Raw genomic sequence first — 19,823 nt, 5'->3', positions numbered from 1 at the left:
ATGAAAGAAAAAAGTGTTTGTCAAAAGCTTATCAATCAGGATATACTGATGGTATCAGTATACTCCCTTTGCCGCAAAGACGCAATGGGAGCCGCCGGAAAGAGAAACAGAAAGGACGATTGCAAGATGAAAAAAGTTTCCCGCAAAGGCTTTTTGAAAATCGCAGCGGCTGCGGCCATGAGCGGTGTCACCGCCGGCGCCATCAGCGCCTGTGAAAGCGCCAGTTCGACGGCCGCTTCCTCGCCTTCGGGCGCAGCCGTTTACACGCCCGGCACCTACACCGCCAAGGCGACCGGCATGGCGGAAGTGACCGTCACCATGACCTTCACCGAGACTTCCATCACAGAGGTCACGGTGGACACCTCCAACGAGACCATCGACCTGGCCCGCGACTCTGCCGCCGATTTCCAGCAGGCCCTGCTGGACGCCCAGAGCGCCGAGATCGATACCGTCGCCGGGGCCACCTTCACCTCCGACGCCGTCAAGCAGGCTGCCGCCGACTGCATCAGCCAGGCCATGGGGGTCGCCTCCGAGCAGCCCGCCCAGACCGCCCCGGCCCAGGAAGTGGTAAACGGCTTCCCCTCCTGTGAGGAAAACCTGGAGGGCGTCCCTGCAGCCGGCCAGGGCGAGATCGCCTTTGTGGCCGATCCCATTGCGGACAGCGACATTGCAGAGACCGTGAACATCGACGTGCTGGTCTGCGGCCAGGGGCCTGCGGGCATGGCGGCCGCCCTGGCCTGCGCAGAGCAGGGTCTGGACGTGGTCGCTCTGGAAAAGGGCGCTTCCCCCACCTGGCGCAGCGCCACGATGGGCGCCTTCCACGACAAAGTGCACCAGATGTACGGCGTGCAGTTCGATACCCGAGAGTGGCTGGATGACGCCATGGTCAACTGCGCCTACCGCGGCGAGCAGAGCGTCTACCAGAAGTGGATCGATACCTGCGACGAGGCGGTGGACTGGTTCCTGGATGAGCTGGAGATCCCCATCGAGCAGTACCGCCTGACCTTCAATGCGGGGGATTTCCCGGATTTTACCGACGCTTACGATGTGCTGAGCCTGAGCCGCAGCTGGAACACCTCCATCAATATCCCTCTGGCCACCGACGAGATCGCGGCCAAGCTGCAGGAGAAGATCACTGCGGCAGGCGCCACCGTCCTGTTCAATACCCCCGTAGTCCAGCTGGTGACCGAGGGCGACAAGGTCATCGGCGCCATTGCCAAGGGCGAGAGCGGCTATGTCAAATACCTGACCGCCAAGGGCGTCGTGCTGGCCACCGGCGGCTACGAATTCAACCCGGCCAAGCTGGCCGCCTGCTGCCGTCCCCGTGACCTGGCCCTGGGCGACTGGATGAACGGCACCAAGACCAACACCGGCGACGGCCACGAAATGGCCAAGGCCATCGGCGCAATGGAAGATGAATACCCCCATCCTCTGATGCTGGATCCCCAGCAGCTGATGCCCTACCTGCGGGTCAATAAGCGGGGCGTCCGCTTCACCGCGGAGTACGAGGCTTACAACCATCTGGCCAACGCCATCCAGGCGCAGCCCGGCGCTTACTGCTATTACATCGTGGACGCCAACGTCAACGAGATCGTGGACAGCATCTGGACCCCCTCGTCCAGCTGCTACGGTCCCAAGGAAGTCTGGGCCGGCGCCGCCACCAGCGAAAACGCCCTGACCGCCGATACCCTGGAAGAACTGGCCGAAAAGATGGGCGTGCCGGTGGACGCCTTTGTCGCCTCCATCGAGCACTGGAACGAGATGTGCGATGCCGGCGAGGACAGCGACTTCCACTTCCCCGGCCGGATGATGCATCGCATCGACACGGCTCCCTTCTATGCCACCAAGGAGATGGCGTCCTGCCTGTGCACCGCCGGCGGCCTCCAGATCACGCCGTCCAGCGAAGTGCTGGACACCAGCGCCCAGCCCATCCCCGGCCTGTACGCCATCGGCAACGTGTCCGGCAGTATGTTCTCCGGCACCTACCCCCACAACGAGAACTGCCTGAGCCACAGCCGCTGTGTGACCTTTGGCTACAACATCGCCAAGACCCTGGCCGCTCTGTGATCGAGCCACCTGCCGGTCGATTTTATCCATGCTGCGCCCCCGGAGAGCCTCCGGGGGCCTTTTGCGTCGATGGAAGCGGAAGCACACAGAACGTTCCGGCTGATTGCCTGCCGGACGCCCCCACCTCCCCCTGCGCGGTCCGCATACCGTTTTCTCTCCCCGCATACCTTATAAAAAGGAGAGGGGGAGGGAAAGGTATGAAAGGTGATCCGGTCCAGCGGGCGGTCCTGCTGGGGGAATACATCGTACAGCACGGCGCCACCGTGCGGGCGGCTGCCGCTGCTTTCGGGTGCAGCAAATCCACGGTACACAAGGACGTGTCCTGGCGGCTGAGGGGGATCAGTCCCACCCTGTTCCGGCAGGTACAGGCCATATTGGCCCGCAACAAGGCTGAGCGTCACCTGCGGGGCGGCGCGGCCACCCGGGAAAAATACAGCCGTCTGCACCACACGGCCCATCCTGCACACTGAACCGCTGCCGCCCAGCTTACCCGCCGGGCGGCAGTTTTCGCCGCCTGTCCTGCAATCTTGTAATTTTTGTCGTTAGTATTACCATTCGTCATGCGTTTTTTGCCCTTTACAAATGAAAAAGCCCCGGCTGGGGCGGCAGAGCCTCCCGGCCGGGTGCAGTTTGGTCCATGATATGGGATCGGATCGGCGGCGGACAGGCATTCAGCTGCTCTGTCCCTGGCGGAACTGGTCCAGGGCGCTTTTTTCCAGGCGGCTGACCTGGGCCTGGCTGATCCCGATCTCCCGGGCCACCTCCATCTGGGTTTTGCCCATCAGATAGCGCAGCTCCATGATCCTGCGTTCCCGGACAGACAGGCTGTGGACCGTCTGTCGGAACTCCAGCCCGCTGATCCAGCTGTCCTCCCCATCGGGGGCCTTCACCTGGTCCATCAGGTACACCGCGTCCCCGCCGTCGCTGTAAAGGGGTTCTTCCAGGCTGACCGGTTCCACCACGGATTCCAGGGCGGCGGTGACTTCCCGGCGGGACAGACCCAGGGCGGTGCTGATCTCGTTCAGGGTGGGTTCCCGGCCCAGCTGCTTTTCCAGCTGTTCCCGGGCCTGCATGGCGCGGCAGGCGGTATCCCGCAGGGAACGGCTGACCCGCAGCGTATTGTTGTCCCGCAGGAACCGCCGTATCTCCCCCAGGATCATGGGCACGCCGTAGGTGGAAAACCGCACCTCCTGGGCGGGGTCGAAGTGGTCGATGGCCTTGATGAGACCGATGCAGCCCACCTGGAACAGGTCATCCAGGTTCTCGCCCCGCTGGGCAAACCGCTGCACCACCGCCAGCACCAGCCGCAGGTTGCCCTCGATCATCCGGCGGCGGGCTTCCTTGTCCCCTGCCCGGGCGGCGGTGAGCAGGGCCCGCTTTTCTTCTTCATCCAGCACCGGCAGCGCGGCAGTGTCCACGCCGCACAGTTCCACTTTGTGATACATCCTGCACCTCCCGGTCTGCTTCCTGCGGGAAGTATGGCCGGGGGGGCCGGGGTTCATGCATGGGAAATCACGGCAGGGTCGTTCAATACTGTTCCAGCTGGCGGCGCAGATCCCGGATGATCCGCTTTTCCAGCCGGGAGATATAGCTCTGGCTGATGCCGATGGCGTCGGCCGCCTCCTTCTGGGTGCGCTCCACTCCGTCCACCAGACCGAAGCGCAGCTCCATGATCTGCCGTTCCCGGTCGGACAGCCGCGCCACAGACTGCCGCAGCATCGCCCGCTCGGCGTCCTGTTCCAGGCGCTGGCCCACCTGGTTCTCGTCGGTGCCCAGCACGTCGGACAAAAGCAGCTCGTTGCCGTCGCTGTCCACATTGAGCGGCTCGTCGATGCTGGCCTCCTGGCGGCGGTTGGAGGTCTTGCGCAGGTACATCAGGATCTCGTTGCCAATGCAGCGGCTGGCATAGGTGGCCAGCTTGATGTTCCGGCCCGGGGTGAAGGTGTTGACCGCCTTGATCAGCCCGATGGTGCCGATGGACACCAGGTCCTCGGGGGGCACCCCGCTGGACTCGAACTTCCGGGACAGGTACACCACCAGCCGCAGGTTGTGGGTGATCAGCGCGTCCCGGGCGTCCCGGTCCCCGGCGGCCATCCGGTCCAGCAGGGCCTTTTCTTCCTCGGGCAGCAGCGGCACCGGCAGGCTGGGTCCCCCGTTGAGATAGTGGACCGAGCCAAAGGCCGCGGCCCGGTCCAGCAGCCCCCTGCAAAAAACAACAAATTCCCTGATCCAGCGCAGCATCCGACAAATACCCCCTTTTTCCTGTTACAGGCCCATTCGACCAGCCAGCCCGCTCCCCAGCAGCAGCGTCCAGCCCTCCCCGGCGCCCCCGGTGCAGAAGGCGGCCAGCAGCCCTTCCTCCCGCCAGGTGCGGCCCCCGGCCCGCCGCGTCAGGACGGCCCCGGGCACAGCGGGCAGCAGAGTGCGCCCCGCGATGGTGCCGCAGACCAGATACCGCAGCCCCAGGCCAGGATCGGGCAGGGCATCGGTGCGGCCCAGGGCCCCGTCCAGGCTCTTTTGGCAGCCGGCGGGCAGCGCGGAGCGCACCGCGTCGTAGCGCACCAGCACCACCGCACGCCCCGATACCGGGTCGGCCAGCGTGAAACCGCTGTCGTAGAAGGCCAGAACATCCATCCTGACCCCCAGCAGTTCCAACTGGGCAGGGACCGCCGTCTGGCCCGGCTTGCCCAAAAAGCGCAGCAAAGCCCGCACCCCCAGATAGACCCCCGCCACCGCCAGCAGCAGCCGGCCCGGCGTGATGTCCAGATAGGCGGTGAGGTTGGCCGCATGGCCCCCCGGCAGGGCCGCGGCGGCCCCGGTGAGCAGCAGATTGAGGGTCAAAAACCACCCGCACAGCCGCAAAAACACCCTGGCGTCCGGCCAGCCGAAGGTCAGGGCGGCACACGCCGCTCCGGTGGCCCCCTTGTAGAGCAGGGCGGCCGGCCAGGGCAGGGCCGGCGCCAGCAGCACCAGGCAGCACGCCGCCCCAAAGGCCGATCCCAGCACCAGCCGCGGCCCGGTGCAGCGCACCCCGGCCAGCAGCCCCGCCGCCAGCAGGAATGCCGCGGCAGCCGCAAAATTCACCAGCAGAAGCTGGTCTATGTACAGCACTTTCAAGCCCATCGCCCCTGACCACCAGCCTACCGCGCGCCGGGGATGAAAGGGCGCGAACCACGCCTTCCGCCCCCATGCGGCAAAAAAATTTCAAAAAACCCTTGCAAATCCTTTTCCATTAGAGTATAATAACATCCGTCCAATGCGCATGGACCAAACAGCATATGCCTCTTTAGCTCAGTCGGTTAGAGCACCTGACTGTTAATCAGGGTGTCGCCTGTTCGAGTCAGGCAAGAGGCGCCAATGGGGTACAAACCGGTTCGGTTTGTGCCTTTTTTGTGCATCCAGCACAGAATCCGGCTCTCTTTTTGGTTTGAAAACCGCCGTTTTTTCTTTGAAATTTGCCCCCTGCCCCTTGAAGAAACTGTCGCATTGTGGTAAACTACACTTGAGCTTTAAGAGCCAGAAGCTCTTAAAGCCGCAGCACCTTGATCAAAGGGTAGGCGCTCCCTTCTTTTGATAGCAGCTGACCTCTGCTTTGTCCTGTTTCTCCGCAGGGCAGGGCAAAGCAGAGGACTGCGTGCTGCTATATGGGATTTTCCCTTTTATTTCGCCCGACCGGGCCGCATTTTTATCTATTTCGCACTGCATTTGCAGTGCAAGGGGCAATTTTCCTCTTGTGAATTTGGGCAGAATATGATAGAATGTGTGCATAGTCTGGTGCGGATAAATGCAAAATACACCGTGGAGAGCCCATGGCCCACAGGCCAGCGAGCGCTCTTGTAAAGGAACCATCTATGCGTTATACTTATGTGCGGCAGCACGACACCACTGACTGCGCGGCTGCCTGCCTCGCAATGGTGTGCCTCCATTACAAAAAAGAAATCACCATCACGCGGCTGCGCGATATGATGGGCACCGACCTGAAGGGCACCAATCTTCTCGGCCTGCAGAAGGCCGCCAACGAGCTTGGCTTTACCACCGCCGCCGTCCGCGTGGACCGCGAAAACTTTTTAAGTGACTTTTCCCTTCCCTGCATCGCGCAGGAGATCACCGACCAGGGCTTGACCCACTTTGTGGTCGTATTCAAAAAGACTACCATCCCGGACGAAGGCGCCCGCCGCAAGCATATGCTGAAGGTGGCCGCCGACAAGGAAGAGGCCGACAAGACCGGCAAGAAGTACAAGGACAAGGAATACGTCGTCGTGGGCGACCCGGGTACCGAGCTGCGCAAGATGACCCTTGACGAGTTCTACAAGAACTTTACCGGCGTGCTTCTGCTGCTCAACCCCACGTCCGATTTCCAGTCCGGCAAGGTGGAGCAGGGCAGCATCTTCAAGCGGTACGTCAATTTGCTGCTGCCGCAGAAAAAGCTGTTTGCCTATGCCATCCTCAGCTCGGTCATCCTGACCATATTGGGCATCGCATCCTCCCTGTTCAATAAGATATTGATGGATGAGGTGCTGCCCTACGGGCTGCAAAATCTGCTGGTCACGCTGATCCTTGTATTTACGGTGGTCAGTGTCACCTCCGCTTTTGTCACCTTCGTGCGGCAGTGGATCCTGGTCCATCTGTCCATCAAAATAGATATCCCCATGATGCTGGGCTACTTCGGGCACATCTACGAGCTGCCCATGAAGTTCTTTGCCACACGCAAGACGGGCGATATCACCACCCGCTACTCCGATGCCAACACCATCAAGTCCATCTTCACCAGCGTTGCGCTGAGTCTGATCATGGATATCTCGATGGCGGTCATCACCGGCATCATCCTGTTCCGGATGAATGCCAGCCTCTTTTCCATCGCCTTGTTCATGACGCTGGTCAGCATCCTTCTGGTGCTGGTGTATAAGCGTCCGTACAAGAAGATCAACGAGGAGTCGATGCAGCAAGCCTCCATCCTGAACAGCCAGATGATCGAAGGGCTGCGGGGCATCGAGACCATCAAGTGCAATGCGGGCGAGGCCAACGAGCTGGAACGGCTTGAGCGCGAGTACATCAAGAGCCTCAAGATCAGCATCCGCTCCAGCAAGCTGTCCACAACACAGACTCTCATCACCTCTCTGATCTCCACCGGGTTCAGTATGTTGACCACCTATGTGGGCATCACACAGGTCCTGAATGGGGAGATCACCCTGGGTTCTTTTATGGCCTTCAGCACCCTGTCCGGTTACTTTACCAATCCCGTCAGCAACCTGGTCAATCTGCAGCTGCAGATCCAGGAGGCTTCCATCTCCATGAAGCGTCTGACCGAGATCATGGATTACCCCGCCGAGCAGGCCGGGGAGGAGGACCGGGAGCGCAGCGAACTGGAACAGGTCGAAGGCGATATCGAGTTCCGGGATGTCACCTTCCGTTATGGCAACCGTACCCCTGCCCTGGACCACATCTCCTTCACCATCCCTGCGGGGAAAAAGGTGGCGCTGGTCGGTTCCTCGGGCAGCGGCAAGTCCACCATCACCAAGCTCCTGCTCAAGTATTACGAGCCGGAATCGGGTGAGATCCGGGTGGGCGGCGTCGGTCTGGACGAATACACCAATGATTCGGTCCGCCGTGCCATTTCCTATGTGCCGCAGAACATCGAGCTTTTCAGCAAGACCATCTTTGACAACATCCGTATCTCGCGCCCTGACGCGACCATCGATGAGGTCAAAGAGGCTGCCAAAAAGGCGGACGCCCATGAGTTCATCCGCAAGCTGCCGCTGCAATATTACACCTACCTGGAAGAAGCCGGCAACGGCCTGTCGGGCGGTGAAAAGCAGCGCATCGCGCTGGCTCGGGCCTTCCTGAAAGACTCCAACCTCTATATTCTGGACGAATCCACATCGAATCTGGACTTTGCCACCGAGAATGCCATTTTTGACATGATCTACAACCAGCTGGCAGACCGTTCGATGCTGATCGTCGCCCATCGCCTGTCCACCGTGCGGGGCTGTGACCAGATCCTGGTCATGGAAGAAGGCCGCATCGTGGAGCAAGGCACCCACGATGAGCTGATGGCCAAACAGGGCAAGTATTACGCTCTGTGGAACCTGCAGCAGGGTATCTTCCGCAAGCGGGAGGAGCCCAAACCCGTTGTCGAGACCGTCGCCGCCTCGGACGAGGACGATGATGACTCGATGACTTACTAAGGTGCAACCGGGTGCGCACCCGGTTACATAAATGGTTTCCAGACGGTTGCGCAACCGTGTGGCGACCGACACATTTTTCGTTTCAATCATTTGAAGGGAGTAATTCATTATGATGATGCCTGCAAACTACTCTGTTATCGCAGAGAACGAACTGACCTACGTCAACGGCGGCGCTCTGATCGACTGCTTCGCCCCCATCATGAACAGCAACAACTGGAAGACCTTTAACACCAACCTGATCAAGATCATCGGCAACTCTTCCATGGCTAGCTTCCTGAGCAGCACCGTTGGCGTTCTGTTCAGCGGCAACCTGGATGTCGACACCATGTTCGATCCTCTGGCTAACACCTATTGGCATGGTTTCGACAGCGTCAACAATGCTCTGAACACCGTTCTGAGCGTTGTCGGCGGCCTGGCTGCCATCTACACCCTGGGCACCAACGATGCCAAGACCCTGCACAACGACAAGGTCATGACCGTTTCTGGTAAGGCTTGGGCCTAACTTTTAAGTCAGCATTCATTCCAGATTAAGAAAGGTGGTTCATCATGACCTTTCCTGCAAATTACGCAGTAATTGCAGAGGATGAGCTGACTTATGTCACCGGCGGCGGCGTGATCGCTAACGTTCTGCCCGCTGTCATGACCAGCGAAAACTGGCGCACCTTTAGTGTCAACATGATCAAGATCGTTGGCAACACCTTCCTGGGCAACTTCATTGGCACCATTCTGGGTACTGCTTTCGGCACCAACTACGCTGTTGGCGGCATTGTTGACGCCATCAACGGTCAGCTGAACAAGTACACCGGCATCAATGGTCTGATGCAGGCTCTCGGTGGTCTGGCTGCGATCTACACTCTGGGCACCAACGATGCCAAGGTCCTGCCCGCTGACAAGATCTTGGGCGTTGACGGCAAGGTTGTGCCTGCTGCTGCCTAAGCTGGTTTTTCAGCTCTAATCTCGATTGCAAGTGTGTTTTAAACTGACCCCGCCCCACGGGGTCGGGGCAGTTAAAATGCCTCGTTATGGTGTGCCAGGAGGCAAGTACCTCCTGGCGCACCTTATTTTTTAGCATATTCCTGCGCAATGTCTGTTGCCATCCGCCCGGATGCAACAGGCAAAAGCAGGCTGTGGATGGGGTCTATGCATTCAGGTTTGACTTCCCCCTGAATGCGTCCAAAGCGATACGGAGCCCCACAATGTATGCTCCTCATCCACGGTCTGCTTTTGCCTGCTGCGCCCCGCGCGGCCTGCGGCCATTTGCGGCCAGCAAGTGCAGGGCAAAATTTTTAGAAAACAGGTGGAAACGATGAAGGAAATTTTAGTTGCAGAAAGCAAGACCCTCAAACTCACCAACGTGCTGTCCCGGCGCATCATGCCCGAGGAATTTGCCAATATCAATCTGATCGTGACCCAGATGGAGAACTTCGTCCGCAGCCACGACGCCCAGCCCATCGGCCCTCTGGTGCAGCACATCGTGGTGACCAAAGGCCCCAAGCCCGAGCCCCAGATGTACCTGCTGCGTCAGGCCAACCAGATGATCACCCGGCTTGATCCGCAGTACCACATGGACGCCGTGCTGCGCGTCAAGGACTGCCTGTACGCCCACTACGTCGGCCCCATGAACCGCAACGATCTGGCCAGCCAGAAACTGAACATCTATGCGTTCGAGCACGATATCAAGCTCGCAAACAGCGTCTACACCATCTTTGTCAATCAGGACGACGATGAGGGCACCGTAGACGTCTTTATGGAGAAGGAATAAGCCATGACCAACGTGCACGTCACAAACCTGTACGATCTGCAGGACCGCCGCATCATGATGGAAAAGAAGCTGCCCCCCTACGGGTATGCTCTGCTGCTCATCGTGGCGGCGCTGATGATCGGTCTTGTGGTCTGGAGCACCGTCACCCCCCGTATCTACATCAGCCAGCTGTCCGGCACGGTGCAGTCTGCCAACAAGACCTATATCATGTCCAGCTATTCGGGCCAGATCACCGAACTGACCATCTCGGAGGGCAGCTATGTGGAGGAAGGCGACCTGATCGCCCACATCAAGAGCACCGACCTGGACCTGCAAAGGAGCCAGCTGGAAAACCAGCTCGCCATCTACCAGACCCAGCTGTCCCAGTACAATAAGCTGATCCAGTCCATCCAGGACAACACCAACTATTTCAGCGAGTCGGACCCCGCCGACCAGACCTACTATTACCAGTACGAAAGCTACCAGAGCCAGGTGGCCCAGCACACCTTTGATTCCTCGGCCTATCGGGCGGCGGGTTACAGCGAAGCCCAGATCCAGTCCATGATGGAGCAGAACCAGAGCGAGCTGGAGCAGATCTATTACTCGGCGCTCCAGTCGGCCGCCCAGAACGTCAGCAGCGTGCAGGCCAACATCGAAAACCTGCAAAGCCAGCTGGACGCCCTGCAGACCGGCGCCAACGACTACTACATCTATGCCCCCACCTCGGGCGTCATCCATATGGATAACCCTTACAGCGTGGGCATGGTGCTGTCGGCCGGGTCGGTGCTGGCCACCGTCGCCAGCGAGAACTCGGATTATGAGATCGTGGCCTATGCCTCCCTCAGCGACCGTCCCCTGCTGGATGTGGGCGACCCCTGCACCATCGCCATCACCGGCCTGGCGCAGACCGCCTACGGCACCCTGACCGGCACCGTCACCGCCATTGACAGCGACGTGACCAGCTCCAGCAACGGCAATGCGTTCTACCGCGTGACCGTCCGGCCCGACAGCACCTATCTGGTCAGCAAGAGCGGCGACCAGGTGGACCTTGCCAACGGTATGAGCGTCACCGCCCGGGTGCAGTACGACGAGGTGACCTACTTCCAGTACGCCCTGGAGGCTCTGGGCGTCCTGACGCGCTGACCCCCTGCTTTTTCCTGTATGTGTCCCGGCCGCGTGACGGATGTCTGCTGGCCGGGACGGGTTTTGAAACTCCAGCTGTTCCGTTTCTATACAGCGAGGTTAGAATATGAAGCTTTTTACAAAACGGCTGGCGGCAGGTTTGCTGCTGGCCGCCCTGACAGTCGGCGCGGCCCTGCCTGCCGGCGCCATCAACCTGCCTTCCATCCAGTGGCCCTTTCGCCGGGTAGCGGTCGAGAGCATCGAGCCCGGTGAATACGACGCACAGATGGTGGTGGGTTCCACCCAGCAGCTCAAGCCCGTCGTTCTCCCCGAAGACGCCAGCGACAAGACCGTCGTGCTGGCCTCGGAGGATATCAGCATCGTCCAGGTGGACCAGAGCGGCCTGATCGGCGCGCTGTCGGTGGGCACCACCCGGGTATCCGCCACCGCCGGGGATGTGACCATCTACTATGACATCACCGTGGTCCCCGACCCGGCCACCGTCGTGGCCGATATCGACGCGGCCCTTTCCTCCAACGAGCTGGCCGTGGGCGAGGTGGCCAACATCTCGGTGTCGGTCAGCCCCAGTTCGGCGGCGGCCAGCGCCACCGTCAGTTTCACTTCCTCCAATGAGGCGGTGGCCACCGTCAACAACTTTGGCCGCGTCACCGCCGTGGGCAAGGGCAGCGCCACCATCACCGTCACCTGCGGGGATATCGTGCGCACGGTGGACGTCACCGTCTATATCCCCACCGACGGCATCCACCTCAACACCAATTACCTGGTGCTCAAGCCCGGCGAGACCGCCCAGATCCGGGGCAGCGTCTCCCCTTCTACGGCGCCCCAGGCCCTTACTTTCCGCTCCAGTGATACCGGTGTAGCCACCGTCAGCGGCGGCGGCACCGTCACGGCGGTGGGCACCGGCTCCACCTCCATCATCGTCTCCAACGGGGATTCCTCCAGCATGGTGACGGTCATCGTCAACCGGGGCTCCGCTTCGGGCAGCAGCTCAGGCAGCAGTTCCCAGGGCGGCTCCGGCAGCTCTTCCCCCGAGCCGGACGCTTCCGGTGACCCCATCCTCCAGCAGATCAACGACGCCCAGGGAGAGCTTGTCAACCTGCATCAGGCCGACGTCCCGGTGATCACCTCCGAGATGCTCAACGCCCTGCGCCGCACCGGCAAGACCATGAGTGTCACCGGCGATGGCTACATCCTGACGGTGGCGGGCAGCGATATCCGCAACACCCAGAACGTCATCGATACGGCGGTCACCTTCACCCCCAGCGCCACCGAGAACGGGGTGGAGTTCACCCTGAACCAGGGCGGGGCCATGCCCTGCACCGTTGACCTGACCCTGACCGGAGACAACGCCGGATACAGCCGGCTGTACCTCTACAACGAGGCCACCGGTCAGTGGCAGTACCTCAACAGTTACAGCGGCGAGGTGGTCACCACCGACACCGCCGGCCGCTATCTGCTGACCAACGATACCCTCACCTTCATCCATATGAATGTTTACGCCCTGCTGGCCGCAGGGGCCGCGCTTGTCGCCATCGTGGTGGTGTACATCGTGGTAAAGAAACGGTACTGGTTCTGGTGATGCAGGCCATCCAATAAAGAATCTTACCTTCCCTTTTGCGCATAAAGGCCCGTCTCCCTTACAGGAGGCGGGCCTTTGTGCTGTCGTTTTGCGGGACGCTTATTCCACCGTCACGCTCTTGGCCAGGTTGCGGGGTTTATCCACGTCGCAGCCCCGCAGCACCGCCATATAGTAGGCGAACAGCTGCAAGGGGACGATCAGCTGCAGGGGCATGAAGACATCCTCATACTCCTCCAGCCGGACAACATGGTCGGCGATGCCCTCGGGCACGGTCGCATCCTTTGTGGTGAACAGGATCACCCTTGCCCCGCGGCTCTTGGTCTCCTTGGCGTTGGAGAGGGTCTTTTCGTAGACGCTGCGCTGGGTGGCCAGGGCGATGACCGGCACGCCGTCGGTCACCAGGCTGATGGTGCCGTGCTTGAGCTCGCCGGCGGCGTAGGCGTCCGAGTGGACATAGCTGATCTCTTTCAGTTTCAGGCTGCCCTCCAGGGACAGGGCGTAGTCGAACCCCCGTCCAATGAAAAAGCAGCTCTGGGTGTTTACAAACAGGCTTGCCAGATACTTGATATACTCGCAGTCATTCAGGCGGGCCCGCACCATCTGGGGCGCCTGCTGCAATTTTGCGGTATAGCTGCGGGTCTGTTCCTCGGTCAGCCGGCCACGGGCATAGGCCAGACGCAGGGCAAACAGATACAGCACGCACATCTGCACCATATACGCCTTGGTGGACGCCACCGCGATCTCGGGACCGGCGTAGGTGTACAGCACATAGTCCGCCGCCCGGGCGATCGAGCTGCCCACCACATTGACGATGGCCAGCACCGGGACCCCGCGGCTCCTGGCCAGCTTGAGGGCGGCCAGGGTGTCACTGGTCTCCCCCGACTGACTGATGATGATCACCAGGTCGTCCGGGCTCAGGATGGGGTCCCGGTAGCGGAACTCGCTGGCGATGTCCACCTCGGCGGGCAGGCGGGCCAGCTTTTCGATGGCGGCCTTCCCCACCATGCCGGCATGCATGGCGGTGCCGCAGCCCACCAGGTGCACCCGCCGGATGGAGGCCAGCTTTTGGTCGCTGAGGTCCGGGATGCGCAGGTCGGGCATCCCTGCCTCCACCCGGGGGCTGACGGTGGCGGCGATGGCGGCGGGCTGCTCATGGATCTCCTTGAGCATAAAATGGGGATAGCCGCCCTTCTCTGCGGCCTCGATGTCCCAATCGGCGGTCAGCTTTTCCCGCTGGACGGGCTGGCCGAACTCGTCATAGATGGCCACGCCGTCCGCCCGGCACACCGCCATGTCCCCTTCCTCCAGCACGCTGTAACTGCGGGTATACTTGAGGATGGCCGGGATATCCGATGCCAGGAAGTTCTCCCCCTCCCCATAGCCCACGATGAGGGGACTTTCCCGGCGGACCGCAAACAGGGTGTCGGGCCAGTCCTTGAACAGCACCGCCAGAGCATAGCTGCCCCGCACCCGGGCCAAAGCCTGGGACAGCGCCTTGAGGGGCTCCCCTTCGTAGCAGCTGTCGATCAGCTTGACCAGCACCTCGGTATCGGTCTCGCTGACAAAGGTGTATCCCCTGGCCTGCAGCATCTCTTTCAGGGCCCCATAATTCTCAATGATGCCGTTGTGGACGATGCTCACATAGGGGGTGGAGTGGGGATGGCTGTTCACGTCGCTGGGCTCCCCGTGGGTGGCCCAACGGGTATGCCCGATGCCGCAATGGCAGACCGGCAATCCCTGGGCGGTGGCCTGCTCCAGGCAGGCCCTGAGGGCGGTCAGCCTCCCTTTGGTCTTGATGACCCGGATGGAGTCCCCTGCGGCCAGGGCCACCCCTGCCGAGTCGTATCCGCGGTACTCCAGTTTGGTCAGACCGTCCAGCAGCACATCCTGGGCGCAGCGGGCGCCCACATAGCCTACGATTCCACACATAAGCAAAATACCTCCATGCCGGCAGCGCCTTCTTGCAGGGCCGCTCAGCCTCGCGGGGCGGCACAGACGGCCGCCCGGTGAACTTCTTTTTACAGCATGGCTTCCTTTTAAAGGGATCTGTTGCGGTATTACTGCCGTTTTTTGCCCTTCTCTATCGGCTGGTGAGCCATCAGCCGGAAGAACATCCGCCGAATCTTTCGATGATCCTTCTCCTCGTCACCCTCACGGCTGTCACCCGTGTGGCCCGGCGCTTGGCGTCAACGATATAGCGGGCATCCCACCTTTCGATCTCATCTTTGGAACTGCTCAGCGGCGGCCCAGCATCCGGTGCAGCCGGGGCTGCCACAGCAGCTTATACACGCGCATCAGGTTGGCCAGGGCCCGGTCCAGCAGCAAAAAGGCCACATTGCCGATCAGCAGGGTCACCGCGCCCAGCACCAGGGCTGCGGTCTCCAGCGCCTCCGACTCCGCCACGGGGAACAACAGCAGCAGCACCCCATACAGCACCGCCACCGCCCCATTGCACAGCAGCAGTTTGGCCCCCACCCGCAGCACAGCGGGCCGCAGCCGGTCGAACCACGGCTTGACCAGGGGATAATAGCCCAGCAGGGCCACAAAGAACAGGGCCGTCTCCTTGTCGGGCACCAGCAGCACCCCCAGCACGCTGGCGGCTGCATAGGCTGTCCAGGCCGGGCGTGCGCCGCACTCCGCCTGGACCACAGCGATCAAAATGCCCCCGAGGGCGGGGGCGATGAACATAGCCACCGGCAGGATGGTGCCCAAGAGCATCAGCACCACCGAGAAGGCCACCGCCATCCCGCACAGAGCCACCGCCCAGCTTGGATTCTTGTTCTGTTTCATGAGGAAGGCAGCTCCCATTTCAGGTCCCACGCCCCGTGCTCCAGGGGGTCTACCACGTCCCGCAGCCCCAGGATCATGATGTTGTCCAGCAGGGTGCGGTTCAGTTTGATATCCATTAAAGTATAGACGCGGGACAGGTCGTTGATGGCTGCAATGGCCTGGCGGCGGGCATTCTCCTGGGCAGCCTCCCTGCTCAGCCCGTTGGCCAGAAAAACGTTGTAGCGGTCCTCTTTCCGGTCCTGGTCGTGGCGGTCCGCCTTATCCAGCAGGTAGAACGCCTTGCCGATGCAGCTGCCGATGTACCGCATATTCTTGCGCTGGACCGGGTCGTCGGGGGCCAGCACCGAGAACAGCGCGCCATATACGTTGCTCATGGGCTCCGACGCCACCGCATAGTTCTGGCCCCGCAGCTGCTGCTGGGCGGCCGCCTGGGCTTTCTGCTGGCAGAAGATCCGCTCCAGGGCGGGTTCTTCCAGCGCCGCTTTGCGGTAAGCCCGGATCAGCATCACCTTCTGGGCCATCCGCTGCACCCGCTGACGGAAGGGCAGTTCCTCATTGCGGCGGTCCTGCAGCCGGTGCCAGCTCATCAGCACCTCGATCTGGGCCGCCAGAGCGATGCCCCGGGTCTGGCACATCACCGGCATCCGGGCCAGGCTGCCAGGCATCCGCACGGTGCGGCAGGTGGCCTGCCGGCCCGCCAGACTGTCGGCCAGCAGCGCCAGCGCGCCGCTCCCTTTGTGGGGCAGTATCCCATAGGAAAACAGGCCGTAATCCAGATACAGCTGATAGCTCACGCCGCGCGAATAGCGCAGATAGGTATTATAATCCCGGATGGAAAGCTCCGGCAGATATGGGTGGAGTCTACCTGTTATCATGGCCCACCGCCTCCATTATACTATATGCCCGCCCGGGGCGCATTTGAAGCTTCTGCCGCGCCTTTCTTTCCCGGGCGGGCTGTGGCCCCGTCTGTCTGCTGTGCCCCTGCAGGTCCCAAAAAACAGGCCGCCGGGCGCCGGGCCGGCGTCCTGCGGGCCGCAGCAGCCGCTTATCGTCCCTAGTATAATCGATTTTGCCTTCAGATGCAATTCCTATTTGAAAACTCTTTCCATTTGTCCCTGAAAAGATTCCGTCCGCCTGCTGAAACGACCCGCTTTTTGATGTATGGACGTCATTCTCTTGCATATCAGTTTCTTGGCTCATTGTTAGGCGTTTTTCAATATCATTTCTCTCAAACAGGTATCTGGAAGGCCCTTTTCTCTCAAAAAGCGGCACGGCCCGCACCCGGAAAGCCTGCCCTGCGGTGAGAAAAGGGGGCGTCTGCAGCCCGCAGCGCCCCCATCTGTACCCTCAGCGGTCCTGTTCCTGCCCTTTGGGGCGGGCCCGGCGGCCGTCAAAGCCCTCTTTGGGCATGGGACGGGCCGTTTTGGCTGCGGGTGCATCGTAATACATATAGACCTGGCAGGGGATCATGCCGTTGTACATCTTGCGGCGCTTGGTGGCGCGGCGGCCATAGTGGGCTTCGAACTCCATATCCGCCGTGATGACATACACCCCGGCGCAGGGGTTCGCTTCCATCTGGCGGCCAAAGGTCCTGGCCAGGCGAGCCGCCCCGTCGATGGTGCTCATCCGCTCCCCATAGGGCGGGTTGGTCAGCACGATGGCCTGGGGCCGGGGGGCAAACCCGGCCACATCCGCCACCTCAAAGCGGCAGCGCTTGTCCACGCCGGCCAGACGGGCATTGGCCTGGGCCAGTTGGATGGCGGCGGGGTCGATGTCGTAACCGTACCCCTCAAAGGCCGCGTCCTGCTTGATCTCCTCCAGGGCTTTCTGCCGCTGCCGTGCCCACACCTGGGCGGGCACAAAGCTGTAATGCTCTGCCGCAAACCGGCGGTGCAGGCCCGGCGCAATGTTCAGCGCCTTCTGGGCCGCCTCGATCACCAGCGTGCCGCTGCCGCAGAAGGGGTCCTCCACCAGGCTGTCCCGGCGCACCCGGCCCAGGTCGGCGATGGTAGCGGCCAGCGTTTCCCGCAGCGGGGCCTCCATGGCGTTGCGGCGGTAACCGCGCTTGTGCAGGCCCTCGCCGCTGGTATCCAGCATGATCTCACACTGGTCCTTCCGCAGCAGAAACTGCACCCGGTATTCGCTGCCTGTCTCGGGCAGCACCGAGGTGCGGTGGCCCCGCATCAGCCGCTTGACGATGGCCTTTTTGATGATGCTCTGGCAGGCGGGCACGCTGGACAGCTTGCTGTTCAAAGAGGAGCCCTTCACCGGGAAGGCCGCGTCGGCAGGCAGCAGCTCCTCCCAGGGGATGGCGTACACCCCGTCAAACAGCTCGTCAAAGGTATCGGCCCGATAGCTGGCCAGCAGCAGCAGCACCCGTTCCACCGTGCGCAGATTGAGGTTGGCTGCGGCGATCAGGTCGGCGCCGCCCCGGAAGGTCAGCCGCCCGTCGGTGACCCGCAGGTCTTCGGCGCCCAGCCGCCGCAGCTCAAAGCCGGCGGTGGATTCGCAGCCGAAAAAGCAGGGTGCGATCAATTCAAAGGTTGCAGGCATAATCATATCCTTTCTTTTTATCACAGCAAAACAGGCCCGCCCCCTGACTGTGGGGCAGGCCCGGTGTTTCCTGGTTCGGTTCTGGCCAAAAGGCGCTCAGCGGCCGCCGCCCCGGCGCCCGCGGGAGGCATACCCGCCCCGGCGTCCGCCCGACTCATGGTCCAGGTCGGCCAGCTTGGCCTCGCTCTGGCTCTTGAAGCGGCTCATCATATCCTCAAAGGAGAGGTTATCGCTCCTGGCCGGCGGCTTGGGCTGCCATACCCGGGGTCCGTCCTCTTTGGGACGCCGGGGGCCGCGGCCACCGCCCCGGCCTTCTTTGGACCCTGCTGGCCGGCCGCCGCGGCCGCCTTCCCGGGCGGGGCGCTCGGGCGCAGGCAGCAGCTGCTTGATGGACAGGGCGATCTTGCCCTCGGGGGAAACGTTGATCACCTTGACCTTGACGGTCTCCCCTTCATGCAGCACTGCGGCGATATCCTGCACAAAGGAATTGGACACCTCCGAAATGTGCACCATGCCCACCCGTCCTTCCGGAAGGGCCACAAAAGCGCCAAACGGCTTGATGCCGGTGACCCGGCCTTCGAAAATATTACCAACCTCTATCAAAGCTCATACCCTTTCTTCTGCCCTGGAATCTTCCGGGCCGCCCGCAACCCGCAAAAGCGGCCCGCCGCAAACAGTCGCCTCAGTTGCCCGATATATCCACGATGATCCGCTCGTTGGGCGCCGCATAGCCGTAAGAGTCCCGGGCGATCCACTCGGCCACCTCGTCGGGGTCGCCGCTGAGGATCCGCTCCAGCTCCTCGTTCTCGGCCTGCTGCTGGGCGATCTGATCGTTCAGTGCGTCCAGCTCGGCCTGTTTGGAGCTGATGGTCACCTGATTGGAAATGTAAGCCGCCAGCATGCTCAACAGCAGCAGCACAAAAAACAGCCTGGTGACGCCCCACCACAGGGTCTTTGACTTTTTACGGGTCCGCGCCATTTCGCCCGCCTCCGTTCCATGGATAAAACCGCGTACAACCGATTCGTTATACGTTTGAATTATACAACAGGTGCGCGGTATTTTGCAAGCTCTTTTTGGGATTTTTTGCTGTGCGGGCCGGTTTCGTTTTGCGGCGGGCCGCCAGAGCGGCCCGGGCTGCCCGCAGCGCCGGCCGCGTCCGCTTCACCGCAGCCCGCCAGGGCCACAGCACCACACGCCAAACCCTTGCGGCCAGAGGCCCCAGCAGGCTTTGGGCGGCCAGGGCTCCCGCAGCCCCTCCGGCCACCATGTACCAGCGCAGGCTCCCCGCCTGGCTGTAACCGGCGGCATAGCTCTGCAAAAACAGCAGCAGCATCCCCACCAGGGCCATATCGGGCAGAAAAGCCCCCCTGCCCCGGCCGGGGGCCACCGCGCGCAGAGCCCCCACCAGGCCGCCCAGGTACAGGCAGCAGGCCAGATCCCACCCAGCCTGCCAGGGGGCCAGGACCGGGGCCATCAGCGGGTCAGGCGGCGCAGAAAGCCGCCTGGGGTCCGGGCCTCGGTGTATTCCAGCGCATCGATCCGCCCCGAAAGCCTGGCCTCGCCCCGGTCCAGGTCCAGAGCGGTGACACTGAGCTGCGCCCCCGAAAGGTTCAGCACGCAGTCCCCTGTCTCCAGGGCCGCGCTGTCCGGGTCACACCGGATCACCCGGCGCACCCCCGTCACCGTCAGGCTGGACCGCTGCTCCAGGATCAGGGTGTGGGGCTCGGCTTCCGCGGGGCGGGCGGCCTGTTTTTCCATTGACAT

Annotated in this window: 19 protein-coding genes and 1 tRNA gene; 9 read left to right on the top strand and 11 right to left on the bottom strand. The window is 61.8% G+C overall.

Annotated features, from left to right (window positions below):
* The first annotated feature begins 126 nt into the window (after window positions 1-126).
* Both B5G12_RS05400 and B5G12_RS05395 read left to right on the top strand, forming a co-directional pair.
* The gene (locus B5G12_RS05400) at window positions 127-2,067 is read left to right on the top strand and encodes an FAD-binding protein (RefSeq protein WP_242955946.1); all 1,941 of its coding nucleotides are present in this window, start codon (window positions 127-129) and stop codon (window positions 2,065-2,067) included.
* A gap of 197 nt (window positions 2,068-2,264) precedes the next feature.
* Window positions 2,265-2,537: a sporulation transcriptional regulator SpoIIID gene (locus B5G12_RS05395; RefSeq protein WP_087228443.1), complete on the top strand. Its 273-nt coding sequence runs from the start codon at window positions 2,265-2,267 to the stop codon at window positions 2,535-2,537.
* A 201-nt stretch (window positions 2,538-2,738) separates the two neighbouring features.
* Here the strand turns inward: B5G12_RS05395 and B5G12_RS05390 are convergent, their stop codons facing one another.
* The 3 genes from B5G12_RS05390 to B5G12_RS05380 form a co-directional block, all read right to left on the bottom strand.
* On the bottom strand, window positions 2,739-3,512 hold the full coding sequence (locus tag B5G12_RS05390) for a SigB/SigF/SigG family RNA polymerase sigma factor (RefSeq protein ID WP_087324172.1): 774 nt from the start codon (window positions 3,510-3,512) through the stop codon (window positions 2,739-2,741).
* A gap of 82 nt (window positions 3,513-3,594) precedes the next feature.
* Window positions 3,595-4,308 carry a sigma-70 family RNA polymerase sigma factor gene (locus B5G12_RS05385; RefSeq protein WP_087324171.1) on the bottom strand — a complete coding sequence of 238 codons (714 nt, stop codon included), beginning with the start codon at window positions 4,306-4,308 and terminating at the stop codon, window positions 3,595-3,597.
* Between the two features lie 24 nt (window positions 4,309-4,332).
* Window positions 4,333-5,190 (bottom strand): sigma-E processing peptidase SpoIIGA, encoded by an 858-nt coding sequence (locus B5G12_RS05380; RefSeq protein ID WP_242955945.1) that lies wholly within the window; start codon window positions 5,188-5,190, stop codon window positions 4,333-4,335.
* Between the two features lie 157 nt (window positions 5,191-5,347).
* Between B5G12_RS05380 and B5G12_RS05375 the strand changes: the two genes are divergently transcribed.
* The 7 genes from B5G12_RS05375 (at window position 5,348) to B5G12_RS05345 (ending at window position 12,715) form a co-directional block, all read left to right on the top strand.
* A tRNA-Asn gene (locus B5G12_RS05375) sits at window positions 5,348-5,424 on the top strand.
* 494 nt (window positions 5,425-5,918) lie between these two features.
* Window positions 5,919-8,252 (top strand): peptidase domain-containing ABC transporter, encoded by a 2,334-nt coding sequence (locus tag B5G12_RS05370; protein WP_087324169.1) that lies wholly within the window; start codon window positions 5,919-5,921, stop codon window positions 8,250-8,252.
* Between the two features lie 109 nt (window positions 8,253-8,361).
* Window positions 8,362-8,754: a hypothetical protein gene (locus tag B5G12_RS05365; protein WP_087324168.1), complete on the top strand. Its 393-nt coding sequence runs from the start codon at window positions 8,362-8,364 to the stop codon at window positions 8,752-8,754.
* Window positions 8,755-8,798: 44 nt separating this feature from the next.
* Window positions 8,799-9,188, top strand: coding sequence for a hypothetical protein (locus tag B5G12_RS05360; protein WP_087324167.1), 390 nt, complete (start codon window positions 8,799-8,801; stop codon window positions 9,186-9,188).
* 370 nt (window positions 9,189-9,558) lie between these two features.
* Window positions 9,559-10,014, top strand: a complete 456-nt coding sequence (locus tag B5G12_RS05355; protein WP_087228436.1) for a hypothetical protein — start codon at window positions 9,559-9,561, stop codon at window positions 10,012-10,014.
* 3 nt (window positions 10,015-10,017) lie between these two features.
* The gene (locus B5G12_RS05350) at window positions 10,018-11,136 is read left to right on the top strand and encodes an HlyD family secretion protein (protein ID WP_087324166.1); all 1,119 of its coding nucleotides are present in this window, start codon (window positions 10,018-10,020) and stop codon (window positions 11,134-11,136) included.
* A 106-nt stretch (window positions 11,137-11,242) separates the two neighbouring features.
* Window positions 11,243-12,715, top strand: a complete 1,473-nt coding sequence (locus B5G12_RS05345; RefSeq protein ID WP_087324165.1) for an Ig-like domain-containing protein — start codon at window positions 11,243-11,245, stop codon at window positions 12,713-12,715.
* Window positions 12,716-12,814: 99 nt separating this feature from the next.
* Here B5G12_RS05345 and glmS read toward each other — a convergent pair whose 3' ends face one another.
* The 8 genes from glmS to B5G12_RS05305 form a co-directional block, all read right to left on the bottom strand.
* The gene (gene glmS, locus B5G12_RS05340) at window positions 12,815-14,644 is read right to left on the bottom strand and encodes a glutamine--fructose-6-phosphate transaminase (isomerizing) (RefSeq protein WP_087324164.1); all 1,830 of its coding nucleotides are present in this window, start codon (window positions 14,642-14,644) and stop codon (window positions 12,815-12,817) included.
* Between the two features lie 306 nt (window positions 14,645-14,950).
* Window positions 14,951-15,505 (bottom strand): hypothetical protein, encoded by a 555-nt coding sequence (locus B5G12_RS05335; protein WP_087324163.1) that lies wholly within the window; start codon window positions 15,503-15,505, stop codon window positions 14,951-14,953.
* Window positions 15,502-16,380, bottom strand: coding sequence for a DUF5685 family protein (locus B5G12_RS05330; protein ID WP_242955944.1), 879 nt, complete (start codon window positions 16,378-16,380; stop codon window positions 15,502-15,504). Before B5G12_RS05330 ends, B5G12_RS05335 begins: the two co-directional genes overlap by 4 nt.
* 472 nt (window positions 16,381-16,852) lie before the next feature.
* Window positions 16,853-18,058: a THUMP domain-containing class I SAM-dependent RNA methyltransferase gene (locus B5G12_RS05325; RefSeq protein ID WP_087228431.1), complete on the bottom strand. Its 1,206-nt coding sequence runs from the start codon at window positions 18,056-18,058 to the stop codon at window positions 16,853-16,855.
* A gap of 96 nt (window positions 18,059-18,154) precedes the next feature.
* Window positions 18,155-18,661, bottom strand: a complete 507-nt coding sequence (locus tag B5G12_RS05320) for a S1 RNA-binding domain-containing protein (protein WP_087228430.1) — start codon at window positions 18,659-18,661, stop codon at window positions 18,155-18,157.
* 79 nt (window positions 18,662-18,740) lie between these two features.
* A complete protein-coding gene (locus B5G12_RS05315) occupies window positions 18,741-19,037 on the bottom strand; it encodes a septum formation initiator family protein (RefSeq protein ID WP_087228429.1) in 297 nt (98 codons plus the stop codon).
* 46 nt (window positions 19,038-19,083) lie between these two features.
* On the bottom strand, window positions 19,084-19,533 hold the full coding sequence (locus B5G12_RS05310; protein ID WP_087324162.1) for a hypothetical protein: 450 nt from the start codon (window positions 19,531-19,533) through the stop codon (window positions 19,084-19,086).
* Window positions 19,533-19,823 (bottom strand): YabP/YqfC family sporulation protein, encoded by a 291-nt coding sequence (locus tag B5G12_RS05305; protein WP_242955943.1) that lies wholly within the window; start codon window positions 19,821-19,823, stop codon window positions 19,533-19,535. The genes B5G12_RS05310 and B5G12_RS05305 overlap by 1 nt, the downstream gene beginning before the upstream one ends.

The organism is Faecalibacterium sp. An58 (assembly GCF_002161515.1).
Lineage (GTDB): Bacteria > Bacillota > Clostridia > Oscillospirales > Ruminococcaceae > Faecalibacterium > Faecalibacterium avium.
The sequence above is the reverse complement of the archived record's forward strand: the minus strand, read 5'-3'. Positions and strand labels throughout refer to the sequence as shown.

Bases quoted from the DNA above. Each gene is read 5' to 3' on its own strand.
- B5G12_RS05305 (WP_242955943.1), bottom strand. From the start codon at position 19,823: ATGTCAATGGAAAAACAGGCCGCCCGCCCCGCGGAAGCCGAGCCCCAC.
- B5G12_RS05355 (WP_087228436.1), top strand. From the start codon at position 9,559: ATGAAGGAAATTTTAGTTGCAGAAAGCAAGACCCTCAAACTCACCAAC.
- B5G12_RS05385 (WP_087324171.1), bottom strand. From the start codon at position 4,308: ATGCTGCGCTGGATCAGGGAATTTGTTGTTTTTTGCAGGGGGCTGCTG.
- B5G12_RS05330 (WP_242955944.1), bottom strand. From the start codon at position 16,380: ATGATAACAGGTAGACTCCACCCATATCTGCCGGAGCTTTCCATCCGG.
- B5G12_RS05315 (WP_087228429.1), bottom strand. From the start codon at position 19,037: ATGGCGCGGACCCGTAAAAAGTCAAAGACCCTGTGGTGGGGCGTCACC.
- B5G12_RS05395 (WP_087228443.1), top strand. From the start codon at position 2,265: ATGAAAGGTGATCCGGTCCAGCGGGCGGTCCTGCTGGGGGAATACATC.
- B5G12_RS05390 (WP_087324172.1), bottom strand. From the start codon at position 3,512: ATGTATCACAAAGTGGAACTGTGCGGCGTGGACACTGCCGCGCTGCCG.
- B5G12_RS05345 (WP_087324165.1), top strand. From the start codon at position 11,243: ATGAAGCTTTTTACAAAACGGCTGGCGGCAGGTTTGCTGCTGGCCGCC.
- B5G12_RS05350 (WP_087324166.1), top strand. From the start codon at position 10,018: ATGACCAACGTGCACGTCACAAACCTGTACGATCTGCAGGACCGCCGC.
- B5G12_RS05335 (WP_087324163.1), bottom strand. From the start codon at position 15,505: ATGAAACAGAACAAGAATCCAAGCTGGGCGGTGGCTCTGTGCGGGATG.
- B5G12_RS05370 (WP_087324169.1), top strand. From the start codon at position 5,919: ATGCGTTATACTTATGTGCGGCAGCACGACACCACTGACTGCGCGGCT.
- B5G12_RS05310 (WP_087324162.1), bottom strand. From the start codon at position 19,533: ATGGCCCCGGTCCTGGCCCCCTGGCAGGCTGGGTGGGATCTGGCCTGC.
- B5G12_RS05360 (WP_087324167.1), top strand. From the start codon at position 8,799: ATGACCTTTCCTGCAAATTACGCAGTAATTGCAGAGGATGAGCTGACT.
- B5G12_RS05400 (WP_242955946.1), top strand. From the start codon at position 127: ATGAAAAAAGTTTCCCGCAAAGGCTTTTTGAAAATCGCAGCGGCTGCG.
- B5G12_RS05365 (WP_087324168.1), top strand. From the start codon at position 8,362: ATGATGATGCCTGCAAACTACTCTGTTATCGCAGAGAACGAACTGACC.
- glmS (WP_087324164.1), bottom strand. From the start codon at position 14,644: ATGTGTGGAATCGTAGGCTATGTGGGCGCCCGCTGCGCCCAGGATGTG.
- B5G12_RS05325 (WP_087228431.1), bottom strand. From the start codon at position 18,058: ATGCCTGCAACCTTTGAATTGATCGCACCCTGCTTTTTCGGCTGCGAA.
- B5G12_RS05380 (WP_242955945.1), bottom strand. From the start codon at position 5,190: ATGGGCTTGAAAGTGCTGTACATAGACCAGCTTCTGCTGGTGAATTTT.